Origin of the sequence: Candidatus Phytoplasma solani (assembly GCF_041729705.1) — a bacterium.
Taxonomy (GTDB): domain Bacteria; phylum Bacillota_I; class Bacilli_A; order Acholeplasmatales; family Acholeplasmataceae; genus Phytoplasma; species Phytoplasma solani.
Genome location: NZ_CP103788.1, coordinates 246,710 through 262,377, shown reverse-complemented (window position 1 = coordinate 262,377; position 15,668 = coordinate 246,710). Strand labels below are relative to the sequence as shown.

The 15,668-nt window shown below is 34.9% G+C and carries 7 protein-coding genes, 12 tRNA genes and 3 rRNA genes; 1 reads left to right on the top strand and 21 read right to left on the bottom strand.

Annotated elements, in window-relative coordinates; translation table 11 throughout:
• Positions 1-155 precede the first annotated feature (155 nt).
• On the top strand, positions 156-683 hold the full coding sequence (locus psc1_RS01300; RefSeq protein ID WP_373375712.1) for a hypothetical protein: 528 nt from the start codon (positions 156-158) through the stop codon (positions 681-683).
• Between the two features lie 48 nt (positions 684-731).
• On the opposite strand, the gene psc1_RS01295 is transcribed toward psc1_RS01300, so the two are convergent.
• From psc1_RS01295 to ltrA, 21 genes are all read right to left on the bottom strand, one after another.
• Entirely contained in the window at positions 732-2,525 is a 1,794-nt protein-coding gene (locus psc1_RS01295) for an ABC transporter ATP-binding protein (RefSeq protein WP_373375711.1), read from the bottom strand.
• On the bottom strand, positions 2,522-4,246 hold the full coding sequence (locus psc1_RS01290; RefSeq protein ID WP_373375710.1) for an ABC transporter ATP-binding protein: 1,725 nt from the start codon (positions 4,244-4,246) through the stop codon (positions 2,522-2,524). The genes psc1_RS01295 and psc1_RS01290 overlap by 4 nt, the downstream gene beginning before the upstream one ends.
• A gap of 185 nt (positions 4,247-4,431) precedes the next feature.
• On the bottom strand, positions 4,432-4,878 hold the full coding sequence (gene mscL, locus psc1_RS01285; protein ID WP_023161369.1) for a large conductance mechanosensitive channel protein MscL: 447 nt from the start codon (positions 4,876-4,878) through the stop codon (positions 4,432-4,434).
• 211 nt (positions 4,879-5,089) lie between these two features.
• On the bottom strand, positions 5,090-6,121 hold the full coding sequence (nrdF, locus tag psc1_RS01280; RefSeq protein ID WP_023161368.1) for a class 1b ribonucleoside-diphosphate reductase subunit beta: 1,032 nt from the start codon (positions 6,119-6,121) through the stop codon (positions 5,090-5,092).
• A gap of 758 nt (positions 6,122-6,879) precedes the next feature.
• Positions 6,880-7,176 carry a restriction endonuclease subunit S gene (locus psc1_RS01275; RefSeq protein ID WP_238603330.1) on the bottom strand — a complete coding sequence of 99 codons (297 nt, stop codon included), beginning with the start codon at positions 7,174-7,176 and terminating at the stop codon, positions 6,880-6,882.
• Positions 7,177-7,320: 144 nt separating this feature from the next.
• Positions 7,321-7,396, bottom strand: a tRNA-Phe gene (locus tag psc1_RS01270).
• Between the two features lie 18 nt (positions 7,397-7,414).
• Positions 7,415-7,490 (bottom strand) — tRNA-Asp (locus tag psc1_RS01265).
• A gap of 31 nt (positions 7,491-7,521) precedes the next feature.
• Positions 7,522-7,598: transfer RNA gene (locus psc1_RS01260), tRNA-Met, on the bottom strand.
• A gap of 18 nt (positions 7,599-7,616) precedes the next feature.
• Positions 7,617-7,707 (bottom strand) — tRNA-Ser (locus psc1_RS01255).
• A 5-nt stretch (positions 7,708-7,712) separates the two neighbouring features.
• Positions 7,713-7,788, bottom strand: a tRNA-Ile gene (locus tag psc1_RS01250).
• A gap of 2 nt (positions 7,789-7,790) precedes the next feature.
• Positions 7,791-7,867 (bottom strand) — tRNA-Met (locus psc1_RS01245).
• Positions 7,868-7,906: 39 nt separating this feature from the next.
• A tRNA-Ala gene (locus psc1_RS01240) sits at positions 7,907-7,982 on the bottom strand.
• Positions 7,983-7,985: 3 nt separating this feature from the next.
• A tRNA-Leu gene (locus psc1_RS01235) sits at positions 7,986-8,071 on the bottom strand.
• Positions 8,072-8,088: 17 nt separating this feature from the next.
• Positions 8,089-8,164, bottom strand: a tRNA-Lys gene (locus tag psc1_RS01230).
• Between the two features lie 3 nt (positions 8,165-8,167).
• Positions 8,168-8,243: transfer RNA gene (locus psc1_RS01225), tRNA-Thr, on the bottom strand.
• Positions 8,244-8,263: 20 nt separating this feature from the next.
• Positions 8,264-8,339, bottom strand: a tRNA-Val gene (locus psc1_RS01220).
• 30 nt (positions 8,340-8,369) lie between these two features.
• Positions 8,370-8,476 (bottom strand): 5S ribosomal RNA (rrf, locus tag psc1_RS01215).
• Positions 8,477-8,510: 34 nt separating this feature from the next.
• Positions 8,511-11,356, bottom strand: a 23S ribosomal RNA gene (locus psc1_RS01210).
• A gap of 56 nt (positions 11,357-11,412) precedes the next feature.
• Positions 11,413-11,489: transfer RNA gene (locus tag psc1_RS01205), tRNA-Ile, on the bottom strand.
• Positions 11,490-11,554: 65 nt separating this feature from the next.
• A 16S ribosomal RNA gene (locus psc1_RS01200) occupies positions 11,555-13,087 on the bottom strand.
• Together the 16S, 23S and 5S rRNA genes with 12 tRNA genes alongside form the textbook arrangement of a ribosomal RNA operon.
• A gap of 640 nt (positions 13,088-13,727) precedes the next feature.
• Positions 13,728-15,473: a group II intron reverse transcriptase/maturase gene (ltrA, locus tag psc1_RS01195; protein ID WP_373375530.1), complete on the bottom strand. Its 1,746-nt coding sequence runs from the start codon at positions 15,471-15,473 to the stop codon at positions 13,728-13,730.
• Between the last annotated feature and the right edge of the window lie 195 nt (positions 15,474-15,668).

The following is a 15,668-nucleotide window of genomic DNA, read 5'->3' as shown; positions in this document are numbered from 1 at the left end:
AATAATTTTAATTTCATTTTCTTAACGGAATTTTAACTTTTTTTCCCTAGCTAGTTAGTGTAAGGATAAAATATTAAAAAAAATATCTTTTGAAACTAACGAATTATTAAAAAAGTTTAGACACTTTTTGATTTTTAAAAAAATATTTCCTTAGTTTGAAAAGATATGAAATTATTACCTTTTTTTTAGTCTTAAAGAACAATTTTAAAATAAAAAATTGTCTAAAAAAACGAAACAGCGCAAAAGTTCAAAAAATTACTATTATTCCTCGTGGCTCAGCTGGTGGTTATAATTTAGTATTACCAGAAAAAGAATTATTTTTTCATTCCAAAAAAAGATTTAAAGCAGAAATTATTTCTTATTTAGGCGGAAGAGCGGCCGAAGAATTAGTTTTTGGGTCAGATAACGCAAGTAGTGGTTGTTATGATGATTTTAAACAAGCTACACGCATCGCGCGTTTAATGGTTACTTATGGTATGAGTGATTTAGGAGTGGTGCAAGATTCAGAATTTTCTGATAAGAAGGCCATTGATCGAGAAATTAAAAAAATCATTGATCAATGTTTTGTAGAAGCACAAACAATTATGAAAGACAATAGAGCTTTATTAGATAAAATCGCTAACTTATTATTAGAACAAGAAACTATTACTAAAGAAGAAATCGATAAATTAGTTGAAATTTAACAAAAAAAGACTATCTTAAAAGATAGTCTTTTTTTTATTTTTAAAAAATTATTTTTGAAATTGACTTTGATAAAGGCGATAATAAAAATTTTTATTAGCTAAAAGTTCTTGATGTGTTCCTTGTTCAACAATAACGCCCCGATTAAGAACTAAAATTTGATCAGCATTAACAATCGTAGACAAACGATGAGCAATAATGAAAGCAGTCTTATTTTTTAATAATTCTTTAATTGCTTTTTGTAATAATACTTCTACTCTAGTATCAACATTAGAAGTAGCTTCATCTAAAATTAAAATTTTAGGATTACTTAAAAAAGTACGAGCAATAGTAATGAGTTGTTTTTCTCCTTGCGACAAATTATCAGCTTCTTCATTGATCACCATTTGATATTCTGAAGGTTTACTTTTAATAAAATAATTAATTTGCGACTGTTGACAAACTTTTAAAATTTGTTCATCAGAAGCATTTCTATCGCCATATTTAATATTATTCCAAATAGTATCTTTAAAAAACCAAGTTTCTTGCAACACCATTCCAAAAATTTTTCTTAAATTATCTTTTTTTAAATTACGTATATCAACGCCATCAACTTTAATAGAACCTGAATTAATATCATAAAATCTCATTAAAAGATTAATTAAAGTTGATTTACCAGAACCAGTAGGACCAACAATAGCTATAGTTTGGCCTTTTTTTGCAACAAAATTAATATTTTTTAAAAGCATATCTTTATTATTATAACTAAAAAAAACATTTTCAAAAACAACTTTTCCGTCGGGTTTGTTTAAAACAATCGGATTAGTCACTTCTGGAGCTTCTTCGATTTCGTTTAAGAAAGAAAAAACTCTTTTTGAAGCGGCATTGGCAGATTGTAAGAGGACTGACATATGCCCTAATTCAACAATCGGATTTCCTAAACGCCACACATATTGCAAAAAAGTCCGGAAAAGTCCGATTTTAATAGTTGCTAGACCTAATTTAGTAAAAAACTCAGGAAGGGTAATGGAGGATGATGTTAAAAAAAAGCCCATCATACTTACCGCCACCAAAGTTAAATAAGTAAAAAGATTAACGATAGGAGATGATAAGCCAGATAAAAAATTAGACTTAAAAACTAATTTTTGCAAATCTTCGTTATATGTTTTAAATTCTTGAATAGTATTTTGTTGTTGGTTATAAAGAGTGATTTCTTTATAACCGGTATATTTTTCTTGCAAAAACCCATTGTAAATCCCTGAACTTTCAAACCTTTGAATAAAAATTTGTTGCGAACTTTTAAAGATGCGATAAGTACTGTAAAAAGATAAGGGGATCATAGTAAATACAATGATAGCCAAAAACCAATGCAAAGTAAACATGAAAGTAATAATCATCAAGATCAACAAAAAAGCGGCGATCATAATCGAAAAAGATTGTTGCAAACAGTTAGAAATAACTTCAATATCTTGTGTTAAACGACTCATGATATTACCTAAAGTATTTCTATCGAAATACTTAATCGGCAAACGATGAATCTTTTTTTGTACATCTTGCCTTAAATCACACATACCTTGGTGAATCGATTGAATCAAGAGTTTATTAAAGATCAAACGACAAATAATGACAAATAAATAAAGTAATAAAGTTAAGCTCAAGGTAATCAGTATGTCAAAGAAGAAGGCATTATTGCTATTTTTAACATCTGCTGGCGCTGGAATAAACTCATCTTTAATCTTACTAGTAATAAATTTTCCTTCCAAAAAAGGAATAAAACAACTGATAGTAGAAACAACAAAAATTAGCAAAATGCTAATTAAAATTTTAGTTTTGAAAGGTTTTAAATATCTTAAAATACGTTTCATGCAACTATCTCTAAATTTTGTGATTTGGCAATTTCTTGGTAAAGAAGACAACTTGCCATTAGTTGTTCGTGCGTTCCTGAGGCAATCATACGACCATCTTCTAAGACAACAATTTTATCAGCAGTTAAAATTGAAGTTAATCTTTGAGCGACAATAAATACTAAAGCTTGCTCTTTCATTTGAAAAAAAGCCTTTCTAATTTCGTATTCCGTTTTATAATCGAGAGCTGAAAAAGAATCATCAAAAATATAAATATCAGGCTTTTTGATAAAAGCACGTGCCATCGACAGTCGCTGTTTTTGACCGCCAGAAAAATTAGCCCCAAGTTCATTAACTCTTTCTTGAAATTGATGATTTTGATTTTGAATGATGTTTTGTGCTTGGGCAAGTTGTAAAGCCGCTAACATTTGTTCTTTGGAAGGATTTGCCTGACCAAAAGATAAATTACTGGCAATAGTGCCTTTAAACAAAACATTTTTTTGCGAAACGAAACTAATTTTGTTTCTTAAATAACGAAGATCATATTCTTTAATATCGATATCATTGATTTTAATCACTCCTTCGCTAGCATCATAAAAACGCGGGATTAAACCGATTAAAGTTGATTTGCCAGACCCAGTGGCCCCAACAAAGGCAATAATTTCTCCTTGGTTAACAGTAAAACTAATATTGCTTAAAGCTGGTTTAGAAGCATCAGGATAAGCAAAAGTAACGTTTTCAAAAGATAATTTTTGCAGTGGTTTGAGGGGTTTTAAGGCGTGATTAAGATTTTTAATAACAGGTGTTACGGTTAAAATTTCTTCAATTCTTTTGACAGAAACTAAAGTTTTTGGAAACATCATAAAAAGCAGCAAAAACTCTAAAATAGAGGCTAAAACGTGGAATTGATAATCGATACAAGATAATAATTTACCAAGAGTAAAATTGAAATCATCAGATCTTGTAAGTATATAAGTTCCCACGCCAAAATTAATTAAAATAGAAAAATTAAGAAAAAAATAAAAAATAGGATCGATAGAAACCATGAAACTAAATAATTTAATAGAAAAGATGCTGTATTTTTTATTAACTTTGGCAAAGCGGTTAGTTTCGTATTCACTTTGACGAAAAGCTCGAATAGATTTAATGCCGATTAAATTTTCGCGTGTAATAATGTTTAATGCATCTAACTGTTTTTGTTTTTCTTGCGACAAACGGTAAGATTTTTTAATAATGATGACTAAAACTAAAATTAAAAAAGGAAAGATAAAAAGTACGCCAAAAAGCAAAACAGAAGCGACATAAAAAATAGCAATTGCACTAATAATTAACATAATCGGCGAAACAACTGCGGTACGATAAAAAACAGCGATAAAATTCATAATTTGATTGATATCATAAGTGGTGCGAGTTAAAATAGAAGAAATACCAAATTGTTTCATTTCAGTAGGAGAAAAAGTTTGAACTTTACTAAAAACATCACCACTTAAATCACGAAACAAAAGTGCAGATACTTTTGAAGAACAATAATTAAGAATTAAATTGCCGATAAATCCACAAACAGCAAAGAGAGTTAAAATAAGAAAAAGTTGTAATGGGGTTATATGATTACTTCGATCAACAATAAATTTTCCAATAATAAAAGGGATCCCTAACTCACTACAACAGACAAATAAAACGGCGATAAAATTTAACAAAAGTAAGGCTTTATATTTTATTAAATATTTCCAAATAATTTTCATAATAAAGTTATAATTCCTTTTTTTTGATTTTTAAAGACGCACTACTTCACAGAGAAACTTCACAAAAATACTGTTACAAAGCAAAAAACATTAAGATAATAATAATAATTAACAATTAAAAAAAGACTATTCAAAATAGTCCTTTTTAATTATTTTATTTAGTTTCAGACCAACAAAAGACTGTTTTAGGATTTATTATGTGTTTGCGTTAAAATGGTTTTCATTTCTTCTAACAAAACTATTTCTTTGTTTAAACTTTCCAAAATAAGTGTAAGTTCGCTTTTAGGTTTGATTTTTTCTTTCGTTTGGTAATGGGAAAACACAGTTAAAATAGCATAAATCACAAAAGCAAGAATAAAAAATTCTAAAATGTTTTGCAAAAAAAGACCATAATTCATATAAATATTGTCTTTGATCTGCCATTTCCAATCTTTTAAAGTGTTAGTCCGATGAAATAATAAAGAAAAGGGGGGCATAATGATATCAGCTACCAAAGAACTGACGATTTTAGAAAAAAGTTGACCGATGACAACTGCAACCGCTAAATTTAAAACATTGCCACGAGCAATAAAATTTTTAAAACCCTGAACAAATGATAAAGATTTAGCAGTTAAATTATGAGTGTTAATCAATAAAATAACTCCTTTAACTTGATAAAATAACTGTCAAATTTTGCCAGAAAAAAGCAAATGAGTTGAATTAAATATTTTTTCAATAACTTATTGTATTTTTTTGCAATGTTAAAACAAATTAACCTAAATCAACTATTAATGTATTTTGACGCCTTTATTATAACATTTTTCGTAAATATTACAAGCGCTTTAAATTAAAAAATTAATTGTTTTAAAAATAAAAATCTTCATCTTTTAAAGTTTCGGAACGCATTTTTTGATAACCGTTGCCCTTCATAGAAAAATTATCCATCGTCTTAGTTTCAGTATTCAGACCATTAATAATGACTGGATTAACTTCTTCGGAGGGAAAAAAAGCATCAAAACCTAAATTCATCAAAGCTTTATTGGCGTTATAACGGACAAATTTATTTACATCTTCTTCTAAATTTAACTTAGCATAAACTACTTGGACTAACAAAAGTTGTTCTTGATATAATTGTTGCATCAAATCATCTAACCATTTTTTTAACTCTTTTTGGGTTTGTCCATCAAAAAGATTATACAATTCCAAAGCTAAACGACCAACATAAACACCGTGCACACTTTCATCACGGATAATTAAATTAATAATTTCGCCCGCTTGCATCAATTGACCTTGACCGTAAAAATATAAAGAATAATAAAAACCGCTGTAAAAGAGCCAAGTTTCTAAAAAAACCGATATTGCCATAGCTTGCCATTGTTTTTGTTGAAATTCTAATGGATTGAATTGAGAGGAATGAATTTTTTTTAAATAAATTTGATCTTCTAAGTCTTCATAAACTTTGACAATTGCTTGAATAATGTTTTGCAAATTGACTTGTGATTCGCCCCAAGCAAAAAGTTGACTAATCTCTTTATTGCTTAAATAACTCATAAAAATATTAGAATAACTCTTAGCATGAACCGCATTTTCCATCGCTCCCATAAAATTAAGGGTTGCTTTTTTTTGGTGCTGATCTTCATCCAAAGAGCGAGCAATCACAGGCATACCTAAATCACCTTGATAAGTATCTAAAAAGGTTAAAACCAACAAATTACGAGCATAAGCAATTTTTTCTTCGACAGTCAAATGATTCCAAGTTGCCAAATCTCCTTGTAGACTGATATCTTCTGGACGCCAAAATTGACTTAAATTTTGTTCATAAAAAAAATGAGTGTAATCATCTTCTAATTGATTCCAATTAGCGCCTTGATAAATTTTAGAAAGTTGGTTTTTCATTTTTTCTCCTTAATCCTGATTTTTCAAAACAAACCCTTAAAATTAAACCAAATTTAGAGCTAAATGCATTGATCAACTTACTATTATTATAACATAAAAAAACAAAGGGATAAAAAAAATAACTTTTTTTGATAAACCTAAGAGTTAATGGTTTTTAAAAATTATAAGGTAATTGTCAATTAAAAACCTTACTGAAATAATTTCATCAGCCAAACCATTACCGATAATATAGAATTGAAATTTTCAAAATCGCACAATTTTTATATTTATATTTCTAAATAAATTGAAGGGTCAAAAAAAGACCGGTTTTAAATTGGTCTTGGGATAATTTGTTTAGTTTTGAAATATTGATTTTTTGAGGTTTTATAGTTGCTTTGGAAAAAATATTTGATTTTTTTGATGTTTAAAAATTATATATGTTATATTGGTTGCAGCAATATTTAGTTAAGTTTAGTTAGTTGCCTAAAGCACTTCCACAAGTTTAATGCTCAAAATAACGGCAAAACATTACTGCATGAAAACAAATATGTGAATTAAAATGCTATTTACTAATAAAAAATAATTAACTTAAAAAAATTAAGCTAAACTGTTTGTTAGTTTAGCTTTTTTGTTTTCTAAATTTTAAAAAGATTTCATAATGTTAAAAATTAAATAGTTTAATATTATTAACTGTTATTATATAAAAAATTATTTTATATTTAAATCAATATATTTATTACTTCAATAAAAAAATCAAATATTTAAAGTTATTGTATTTTTTAATCTTTTAAATTAACATTATAAGGTAAAGATTTAATATAATTTTCCATAAAAAACCAATCAGGTTTTCCTTGACTATCTATTGGTAACATTATTTTATGTTTTTTCATTCTATAAAGCAACCATGCTCTGCCATAACTAAATTTCATTTTTTCTTTTTCTATTAAACTAATAATAAAAAGAGCATTATAAGAATTAATATGATCATTATTTAAAACAGTCACACTAGTAGCTGCATAAAAATCTTTCTTTTGATAAAAACTAGACCCGACAGAACCACCATAACTATTTGCAATACTATTAATGATTTTACATCAAAATTTAGAATTTATATAAAAAATGGAAATCTTAGAAAAATATATAAAAAAAGTAGCCCAAAGGCTACTGTTTGTTGGCTTAAGAAAGATATAGTTAAAAAAACAAAATCAGAAAATAATATATGGTGGCTCCGGACAGAATCGAACTGTCGACACGAGGCTCTTCAGGCCACTGCTCTACCGACTGAGCTACAGAGCCTACATCATTTCTAATTGATGGCGGTCCGGACGGGACTTGAACCCGCGATCTCCTGCGTGACAGGCAAGCATGTTAACCACTACACCACCGGACCTTTTTTTGTTTCATTAAATTTTTAATTTTTTTGGTTGCGGGGATAGGATTCGAACCTATGACCTTCGGATTATGAGCCCGACGAGCTACCAAACTGCTCTACCCCGCGGTCTATAAAATTATTAAATGGCGGAGGAAGAGGGATTCGAACCCCCGCGTCCTTGCGGACCTCTCAGTTTTCAAGACTGACCCCTTCAACCGGACTTGGGTATTCCTCCACAAATGGTGGACCCGGTAGGATTCGAACCTACGACCAACCGGTTATGAGCCGGTAGCTCTGCCGACTGAGCTACAGGTCCATTGGTAGCGGCAGAGGGATTCGAACCCTCGACCCCACGGGTATGAACCGTGTACTCTTGCCAGCTGAGCTACACCGCCATTTAAAAAAGAAAATAAATATTAATATTAATTTTACATTGGTGGAGCTTAGCGGGATCGAACCGCTGACCTTCTGTGTGCAAGACAGATGCTCTTCCAGCTGAGCTAAAGCCCCTAATGGTACCTGGAGTCGGACTTGAACCGACACGGCTATAAACCATGGGATTTTAAGTCCCACGTGTCTACCGATTCCACCATCCAGGCATTAATTCGTTAATTAATGGTATCCCGTGAAGGATTCGAACCTTCGACACCTTGATTAAAAGTCAAGTGCTCTACCAACTGAGCTAACGGGACACATGGTGCCAAAAACAGGAATCGAACCCGCAACCTACTGATTACAAATCAGTTGCTCTACCGATTGAGCTATTTTGGCAAAAAAACAATAAAAAAACATGGTAGAGGATGAGGGATTCGAACCCCCGACATTCTGCTTGTAAGGCAGACGCTCTCCCAGCTGAGCTAATCCTCTTTTTTTTTATTCTTTTTTTTCTAAAGCAAACCTTGGCACTCCCTATCTTCGCTCGTAAGAACTATTGTCGGTACTAAGGACTTAACTGCTGTGTTCGGGATGGGAACAGGTGTTGCCCCTTAGTTTTATGCACCAAGGATATTTCTCTCAAAACTAGATAAACGGGTTAAAAAATTAAAGTCAATGGATCTATTAGTACTAGTCAGCTGAAAAGATCACTCTTCTTACACCTCTAGCCTATCAACCTGATCGTCTTTCAGGGATCTCATAGGGAAATCTCATCTTAAGGGAGGCTTCACACTTAGATGCTTTCAGTGTTTATCCCTTCTATACATAGCTACTCAGCTGTGGCCCTGGCGGACCAACTGAAACACCAGCGGTATATCCATCCCGGTCTTCTCATACTAGGGACAGTTCCTTTCAAATTTCCAACGCCCACGACGGATAGAGACCGAACTGTCTCACGACGTTCTGAACCCAGCTCGCGTATCACTTTAATGGGCGAACAGCCCAACCCTTGGAACCTTCTCCAGCTCCAGGATGTGATGAGCCGACATCGAGGTGCCAAACCGCTTCGTCGCTGTGAACGCTTGGAAGCGATAAGCCTGTTATCCCCAGGGTAGCTTTTATCCGTTGAGTCACGGCCCTTCCATTCGGTACCGTAAGATCACTAAGTCCGACTTTCGTCCCTGCTCGACTTGTAAGTCTCGCAGTCAAGCTCCCTTATGCCTTTATGCTCTACAAATGATTTCCAACCATTTTGAGGGAACCTTCGAACGCCTCCGTTACTCTTTAGGAGGCGACCGCCCCAGTCAAACTGCCCACCAAACACTGTCCCTTGCAATCCACTTGCACAGGTTAGAAAATAAAAATAACAAGGGTGGTATCCCAAGGTTGACTCCCAAAAAACTAGCGTCTTTTGTTCACAGTCTCCCACCTATCCTGTACATATTATTTTCAATTTCAATATTAAGTTGCAGTAAAGCTCCATGGGGTCTTTTCGTCCTGTCGCGGGTAACCGGCATTTTCACCGGTAATTTGATTTCACCGAGGCTCTTGTTGAGACAGCGCCCAAATCGTTATGCCTTTCGTGCGGGTCGGAACTTACCCGACAAGGAATTTCGCTACCTTAGGACCGTTATAGTTACGGCCGCCGTTTACTGGGACTTCAATTCAATGCTTCGTTTCCTGACATTTCCTTTTAATCTTCCAGCACCGGGCAGGCATCAGCCCCTATACATCACCTTACGGTTTAGCAGAGACCTATGTTTTTGATAAACAGTCGCTTGGGCCTATTCTCTGCGGCTTTTAGTTTTAATAAAAGCTCTCCTTATCCCGAAGTTACGGAGTCATTTTGCCGAGTTCCTTAACAAGAGTTTGCTCGCGCGTCTTAGTATACTCTACCTTCCCACCTGTGTCGGTTTACGGTACGGGTAGTTAATCAATTAGCCCTAGAAGCTTTTCTTGAAAGTCTGACGTCAATCACTTTACTTTCAAACCTTATCTTTAAACAAGAAAACGGATTTGCCTATCTTCTCAGACTTAGTTTTTCTACCCCAATCCAATAAGGGGTGTGTCTAGCCTACTTTGTCCCTCCATCAGTTGATTAACTAGTGCAGGAATCTCAGCCTGCTTGCCATCGGCTACAAATTTCTTTCTCACCTTAGGACCCGACTAACCCAGGGAGGACGAACCTGGCCCTGGAAACCTTGGGTTTTTGACGGATAGGATTCTCACCTATCTTTTCGTTACTTACACCGGCATTCTCACTTCTGACCTCTCCACCACTGCTTCCGCTATGGCTTCACTGATGTCAGAACGCTTCCCTACCATTTAAATAACTCGAAAGTTATTTTAATCCGTAGCTTCGGTATGATGTTTTAGCCCCGATACATTTTCGGCGCAGAGTCATTCGACTAGTGAGCTATTACGCACTCTTTAAAGGATGGCTGCTTCTAAGCCAACCTCCTAGTTGTTTAAACGTCTTCACTTCCTTTGCCACTTAACATCAATTTGGGGACCTTAGCTGACGGTCTGGGCTCTTTCCCTTTTGACCATGGACCTTATCACCCACAGTCTGACTGCTGATTTTATTTGATAACATTCGGAGTTTGATTGAGTTCGGTACCCCGAGGTGGAGCCCTTACTCATTCAGTGCTCTACCTTCACCAAATAACCAAATCAACGCTAGCCCTAAAGCTATTTCGGGGAGAACCAGCTATCTCTGAGTTCGATTGGAATTTCACCTCTAGCCACAAGTCATCCAAACACTTTTCAACGTGTCCTGGTTCGGTCCTCCATTTAGTTTTACCTAAATTTCAACCTGCTCATGGCTAGCTCACTTCAGTTTCGGGTCTATGACATGCAACTTAACGCCCTATTAAGACTCGCTTTCGCTGCGGCTCCGTTCCTTCAAACTTAACCTTGCTCCATATCATAACTCGCCGGTTCATTCTGCAAAAGGCAAGCCATCACTCATTAACGAGCTTTGACTAATTGTAGGCACACAGTTTCAGGATCTATTTCACTCCCCTTTCGGGGTTCTTTTCACCTTTCCCTCACGGTACTAGTTCACTATCGGTCACTAAGTAGTATTTAGCCTTAGGAGATGGTCCTCCCATCTTCCGACAAGATTTCTCGTGTCTCGCCGTACTTATCGATGCTCTAGGTCTTTGCTTACGTTTACAGGACTGTCACCTTCTATGGTGCTTCTTTCCAAAAGCTTCTACTTGACAAAAACTTGGTAACTAGAAATAGCATCAGGCTCTTCCGGGTTCGCTCGTCACTACTACCAGAATCGTTATTACTTTCTTTTCCTACAGTTACTTAGATATTTCAGTTCACTGCGTTTCCTTCCTTTTTCAAGGATGATGCATCTTCAATGCAACGGGTTGTCCCATTCGGAAATCCACGGATCTCCACTTATTTACAGCTCCCCGTGGCGTATCGCCGTTAATTGCGTCCTTCATCGGCTCTTAGTGCCAAGGCATCCACTGTGCGCCCTTAGTTCCTTTAATTTTCTAACCTTTGTTTATCTACTTTTCAAAGAGCTTTTTTAAGATGTGACCTATTTTGGTGGGCCTAAATGGACTTGAACCACCGACCTCACGCTTATCAGGCGTGTGCTCTAACCAGCTGAGCTATAGGCCCGAATCTTAAAAAATGAAAAACTTTCTTAAGTCTCTCAAAACTGAAGATGATAACTTTATCCTTAGAAAGGAGGTGATCCATCCCCACCTTCCGGTAGGGATACCTTGTTACGACTTAACCCCAATCATCAACCCTACCTTAGACGGCTCCTTCTTGATTGCTCAAGTTAGGCCACCGGCTTTGGGTATTGCCAACTTTCGTGGTTTGACGGGCGGTGTGTACAAACCCCGAGAACGTATTCACCGCGACATGCTGATTCGCGATTACTAGCGATTCCAACTTCATGAAGTCGAGTTGCAGACTTCAATCCGAACTGAGACTGCTTTTTTGAGATTCGCCAGAAGCTTACGCTTTAGCTACCCTTTGTAACAGCCATTGTATCACGTTTGTAGCCCAGGTCATAAGGGGCATGATGATTTGACGTCGTCCCCACCTTCCTCCAATTTATCATTGGCAGTCTTGCTAAAGTCCCCAACTTAATGATGGCAATTAACAACAAGGGTTGCGCTCGTTGCGGGACTTAACCCAACATCTCACGACACGAGCTGACGACAACCATGCACCACCTGTGCTTCTGATAACCTCCACTGTATTTCTACAGCTTTGCAAAAGCATGTCAAGACCTGGTGAGGTTTTTCGGGTACCTTCGAATTAAACAACATGATCCACCGCTTGTGCGGAGTCCCGTCAATTCCTTTAAGTTTCATACTTGCGTACGTACTACTCAGGCGGAGTACTTAATGTGTTAACTTCAACACTGGTTTTATCCAACGTTTAGTACTCATCGTTTAGGGCGTGGACTACCAGGGTATCTAATCCTGTTTGCTCCCCACGCTTTCGTGCCTCAGCGTCAGTTAAGACCCAGCAAGCCGCCTTCGCTTCTGGTGTTCCTCCGTATATTTACGCATTTTACCACTACACACGGAATTCCACTTGCCTCTATCCAACTCTAGCTAAACAGTTTTTATAGCATCACAACGTTGAGCGTTGCACTTAGACCATAAACTTATTTAACCGCCTACGCACCCTTTACGCCCAATAATTCCGGATAACGCTTGCCCCCTATGTATTACCGCGGCTGCTGGCACATAGTTAGCCGGGGCTTATTCATTAGGTACCGTCATAATGGTTTTTCCACCATCTTTTCTTCCCTAATAAAAGAACTTTACGTACCGAAATACTTCATCGTTCACGCGGCATTGCTCGGTCAGAGTTTCCTCCATTGCCGAAAATTCCTTACTGCTGCCTCCCGTAGGAGTTTGGGCCGTGTCTCAGTCCCAATGTGGCCGTTCGACCTCTCAGCCCGGCTACACATCATCGTCTTGGTAGGCCATTACCCCACCAACTAACTAATGTGACGCAAGCTCTTCCCTAAGCATACCTATTGCTAGGTCTTTTAAAAATAAAAAGATGCCTTCTTATCTCCTATCCAGTCTTAGCAGTCGTTTCCAACTGTTATCCTCGTCTTAGGGGCAGATTGCTTACGCGTTACTCACCCGTTCGCCACTAAAGTTTAATTGCTTAAACTTCCGTTCGACTTGCATGTATTAGGCATGCCGCCAGCGTTAATCCTGAGCCAGGATCAAACTCTTCGTATGTTTGTATTTTTTACAACCAAACTAGTTGATTGAAAAAATTTTAATTAAATTAAAAAATTAATAAGTATCATCTTCAGTTTTCAAAGATCAAAAAAGTTAAAATAATATATTAAATGGCTAAATAAATATTTTAATTTAATGGTTGTAATTAAAAAATTTTTAATGTAATACGACTTTAAAAACATTAAAAAGGACTGTTTTTGGGTCCTTTAAATTCATAACTAAACTAATAATATTTAACAAAGCTCTTTTATTATATCATAGAAAAAAAAAAATGTCAAATATTTGAATTTTTTTTAATAATTTCAAATATAATAAAAATATAATTTAATATGATTGTAAATATATTAAAAAGGACTAATTTGTAGTTCCTTTAATGATTAATATATTTTACAAAACTTTTTTATTATATCATATATAAAAAATAATGTCAAGGGATATACTGAACTTTATCTTTATTGTTGATTGCTAAATTAAAATCTATTTATACGGATAGATTAATTGCGTTTCAACAATGGGATTTGCGTTTCCATTGTATGTATTACAATCAGCCCCCGTCCAAACCGTACGAGCAAGTTTCCAAGCATACGGCTTTCCATAATTTACTCCCTTTCGAGAACTAATTTTGCCTTACGGCTGATTAGCTATTTATTCTTTTTTGTTCTTTTATTTTGTTATTTAATCTGATATCATGCATTTGTTGGTTCGTAATATTTCTATGACAATCTATGCATAACACTTTTGTACTCTTATTCATCACGCTTTTGCGGTTTTCATTGCGAACCGTACCAATGTGATGGATTTGAAGTTGGGTTGTTTTGCCGCATTTCTCACATATTTCCGCTTTAAGGCGGTCTGTTAGATTCGTACGACCTTGGAATAGATAAGGATTGATGATGATATCGGGATTTTTCTTACAACTACGCATTTTCTTAATCTTATCCCAAGGGTAAACAATCCATGACTCATATCTGGTTTTCCCTTTGTTTAAATAAGGAATTGACCAAGTTGTGCTACGATTAAACTTTTTTCGCACTTTGGCAATTGCCGTTTTGTGTTTCCTTGCCAAAGTTTTCAAACAACTATACTCAGCTAGATAGGTTAGATGGGTTAATGCATTTAGATTGTTAGCTAAACAAAAGTATTGGATGATTCCACGTACGATTGTCTTATAAGTGCGTATTATTTCTAATTCGTCCCTATTTGCTAATGTTTCATCATGCTTAACCTTTCCTCTTCTTAACCAATTGTATTCATATCCATATTCCTTGGCTTTTGCTTTGGGAACTTGGATTTGTACCCGACCGTTTAGGGATTTTTTGTGGGTTTTTTCGGTGAGTTTACTACTGGTTGGATTTACCCTAATCATGTAGGATAGAAACCTTGTGCCCTTATTGGCTTTTACAATTTTTGATTTATCTTTACTAACTGTCAGTTTTAAATCTTGTTCTAGCCATTGAGTCACTTGGTTTTTAATAGTTTCAGCTTTGTCATATTTCCCTTTAATTCCTATGATAAAATCATCGGCATATCGGATATATTCAACTCTTGTTTTTGGATTTAGGTTAATTTGACTATCAATCCCCAATTTATGATGCATTCCCTGACGGTATGTTTTTCCATATCCTGGGTTTGCTTTCCTTATTGGTGTTCCTTCTTTAATTAGTTCGTCCATTTTGATGTCAATGTAATGTAAATATACATTGGCAAGTAATGGGGAGATGATTCCTCCTTGTGGAGAACCAGATAAAGATTCGTATTTGATGCCATCTTTCATGAACCCAGCTTTTAACCACTTGTTAATGGTTGAAAGAGTTTTATTCTTGCGTATAAACTTCGTCAAGGTTTTCATAAGAGTTTCATGATTGATTGTGTCAAAATAACCTTTAAGGTCAATTTTGATGATATAATCAATTCCCTTAAATCTCTGTTTGACGCGTTTGATTGCATCAAGACAGGATTTTTTGGTTCTAAATCCAAAACTCCATTCTAAGAATTGATTTTCAAGATAAGGAGTTAAGAGTTGTTCAAGGCTTCTTTGGACTATTCTATCTTTTATGGTAGGTATTCCAAGAGGTCTAACCTTATCGTTGTCTTTGGGAATGAATATTCTTTTAACAGGCTTTGGATTGTACTTGTTACTGATGTATTCCTTGTGATATCTTTCTAATTTTTTAAGATTGAGACTGTCAATTGTATTACCATCAATTCCAGGTGTACCCGCACCTTTGTTGGTTGCAATTTTGTTAAATGCAATTAACGTGTTATGTAGATTATTCATTCCTTGCTGTAATTCTCTTTTTAGAGGATAGTTATTTGTAGAACAATATAGGATCTTATTCAATGTTCGCGAAAGCTTAGTTTCATTTGAAACAGTTGTTGACATATTTATCAACTCCTTCCTTGATTACAGTGAATAAATAGTAAATTACTAGCTACTTTCGCCTTGTAAAGGTTATTAACCTTCGCCCTGGTGGGTCATTGTGTTAGCATATTCCAATGTTAACTTTGAATTATCCACGACTATTAAATAGCTTCTTTATCCTTGAGCGTCTCGGCATTTATTCCTTGACTTGTTAAT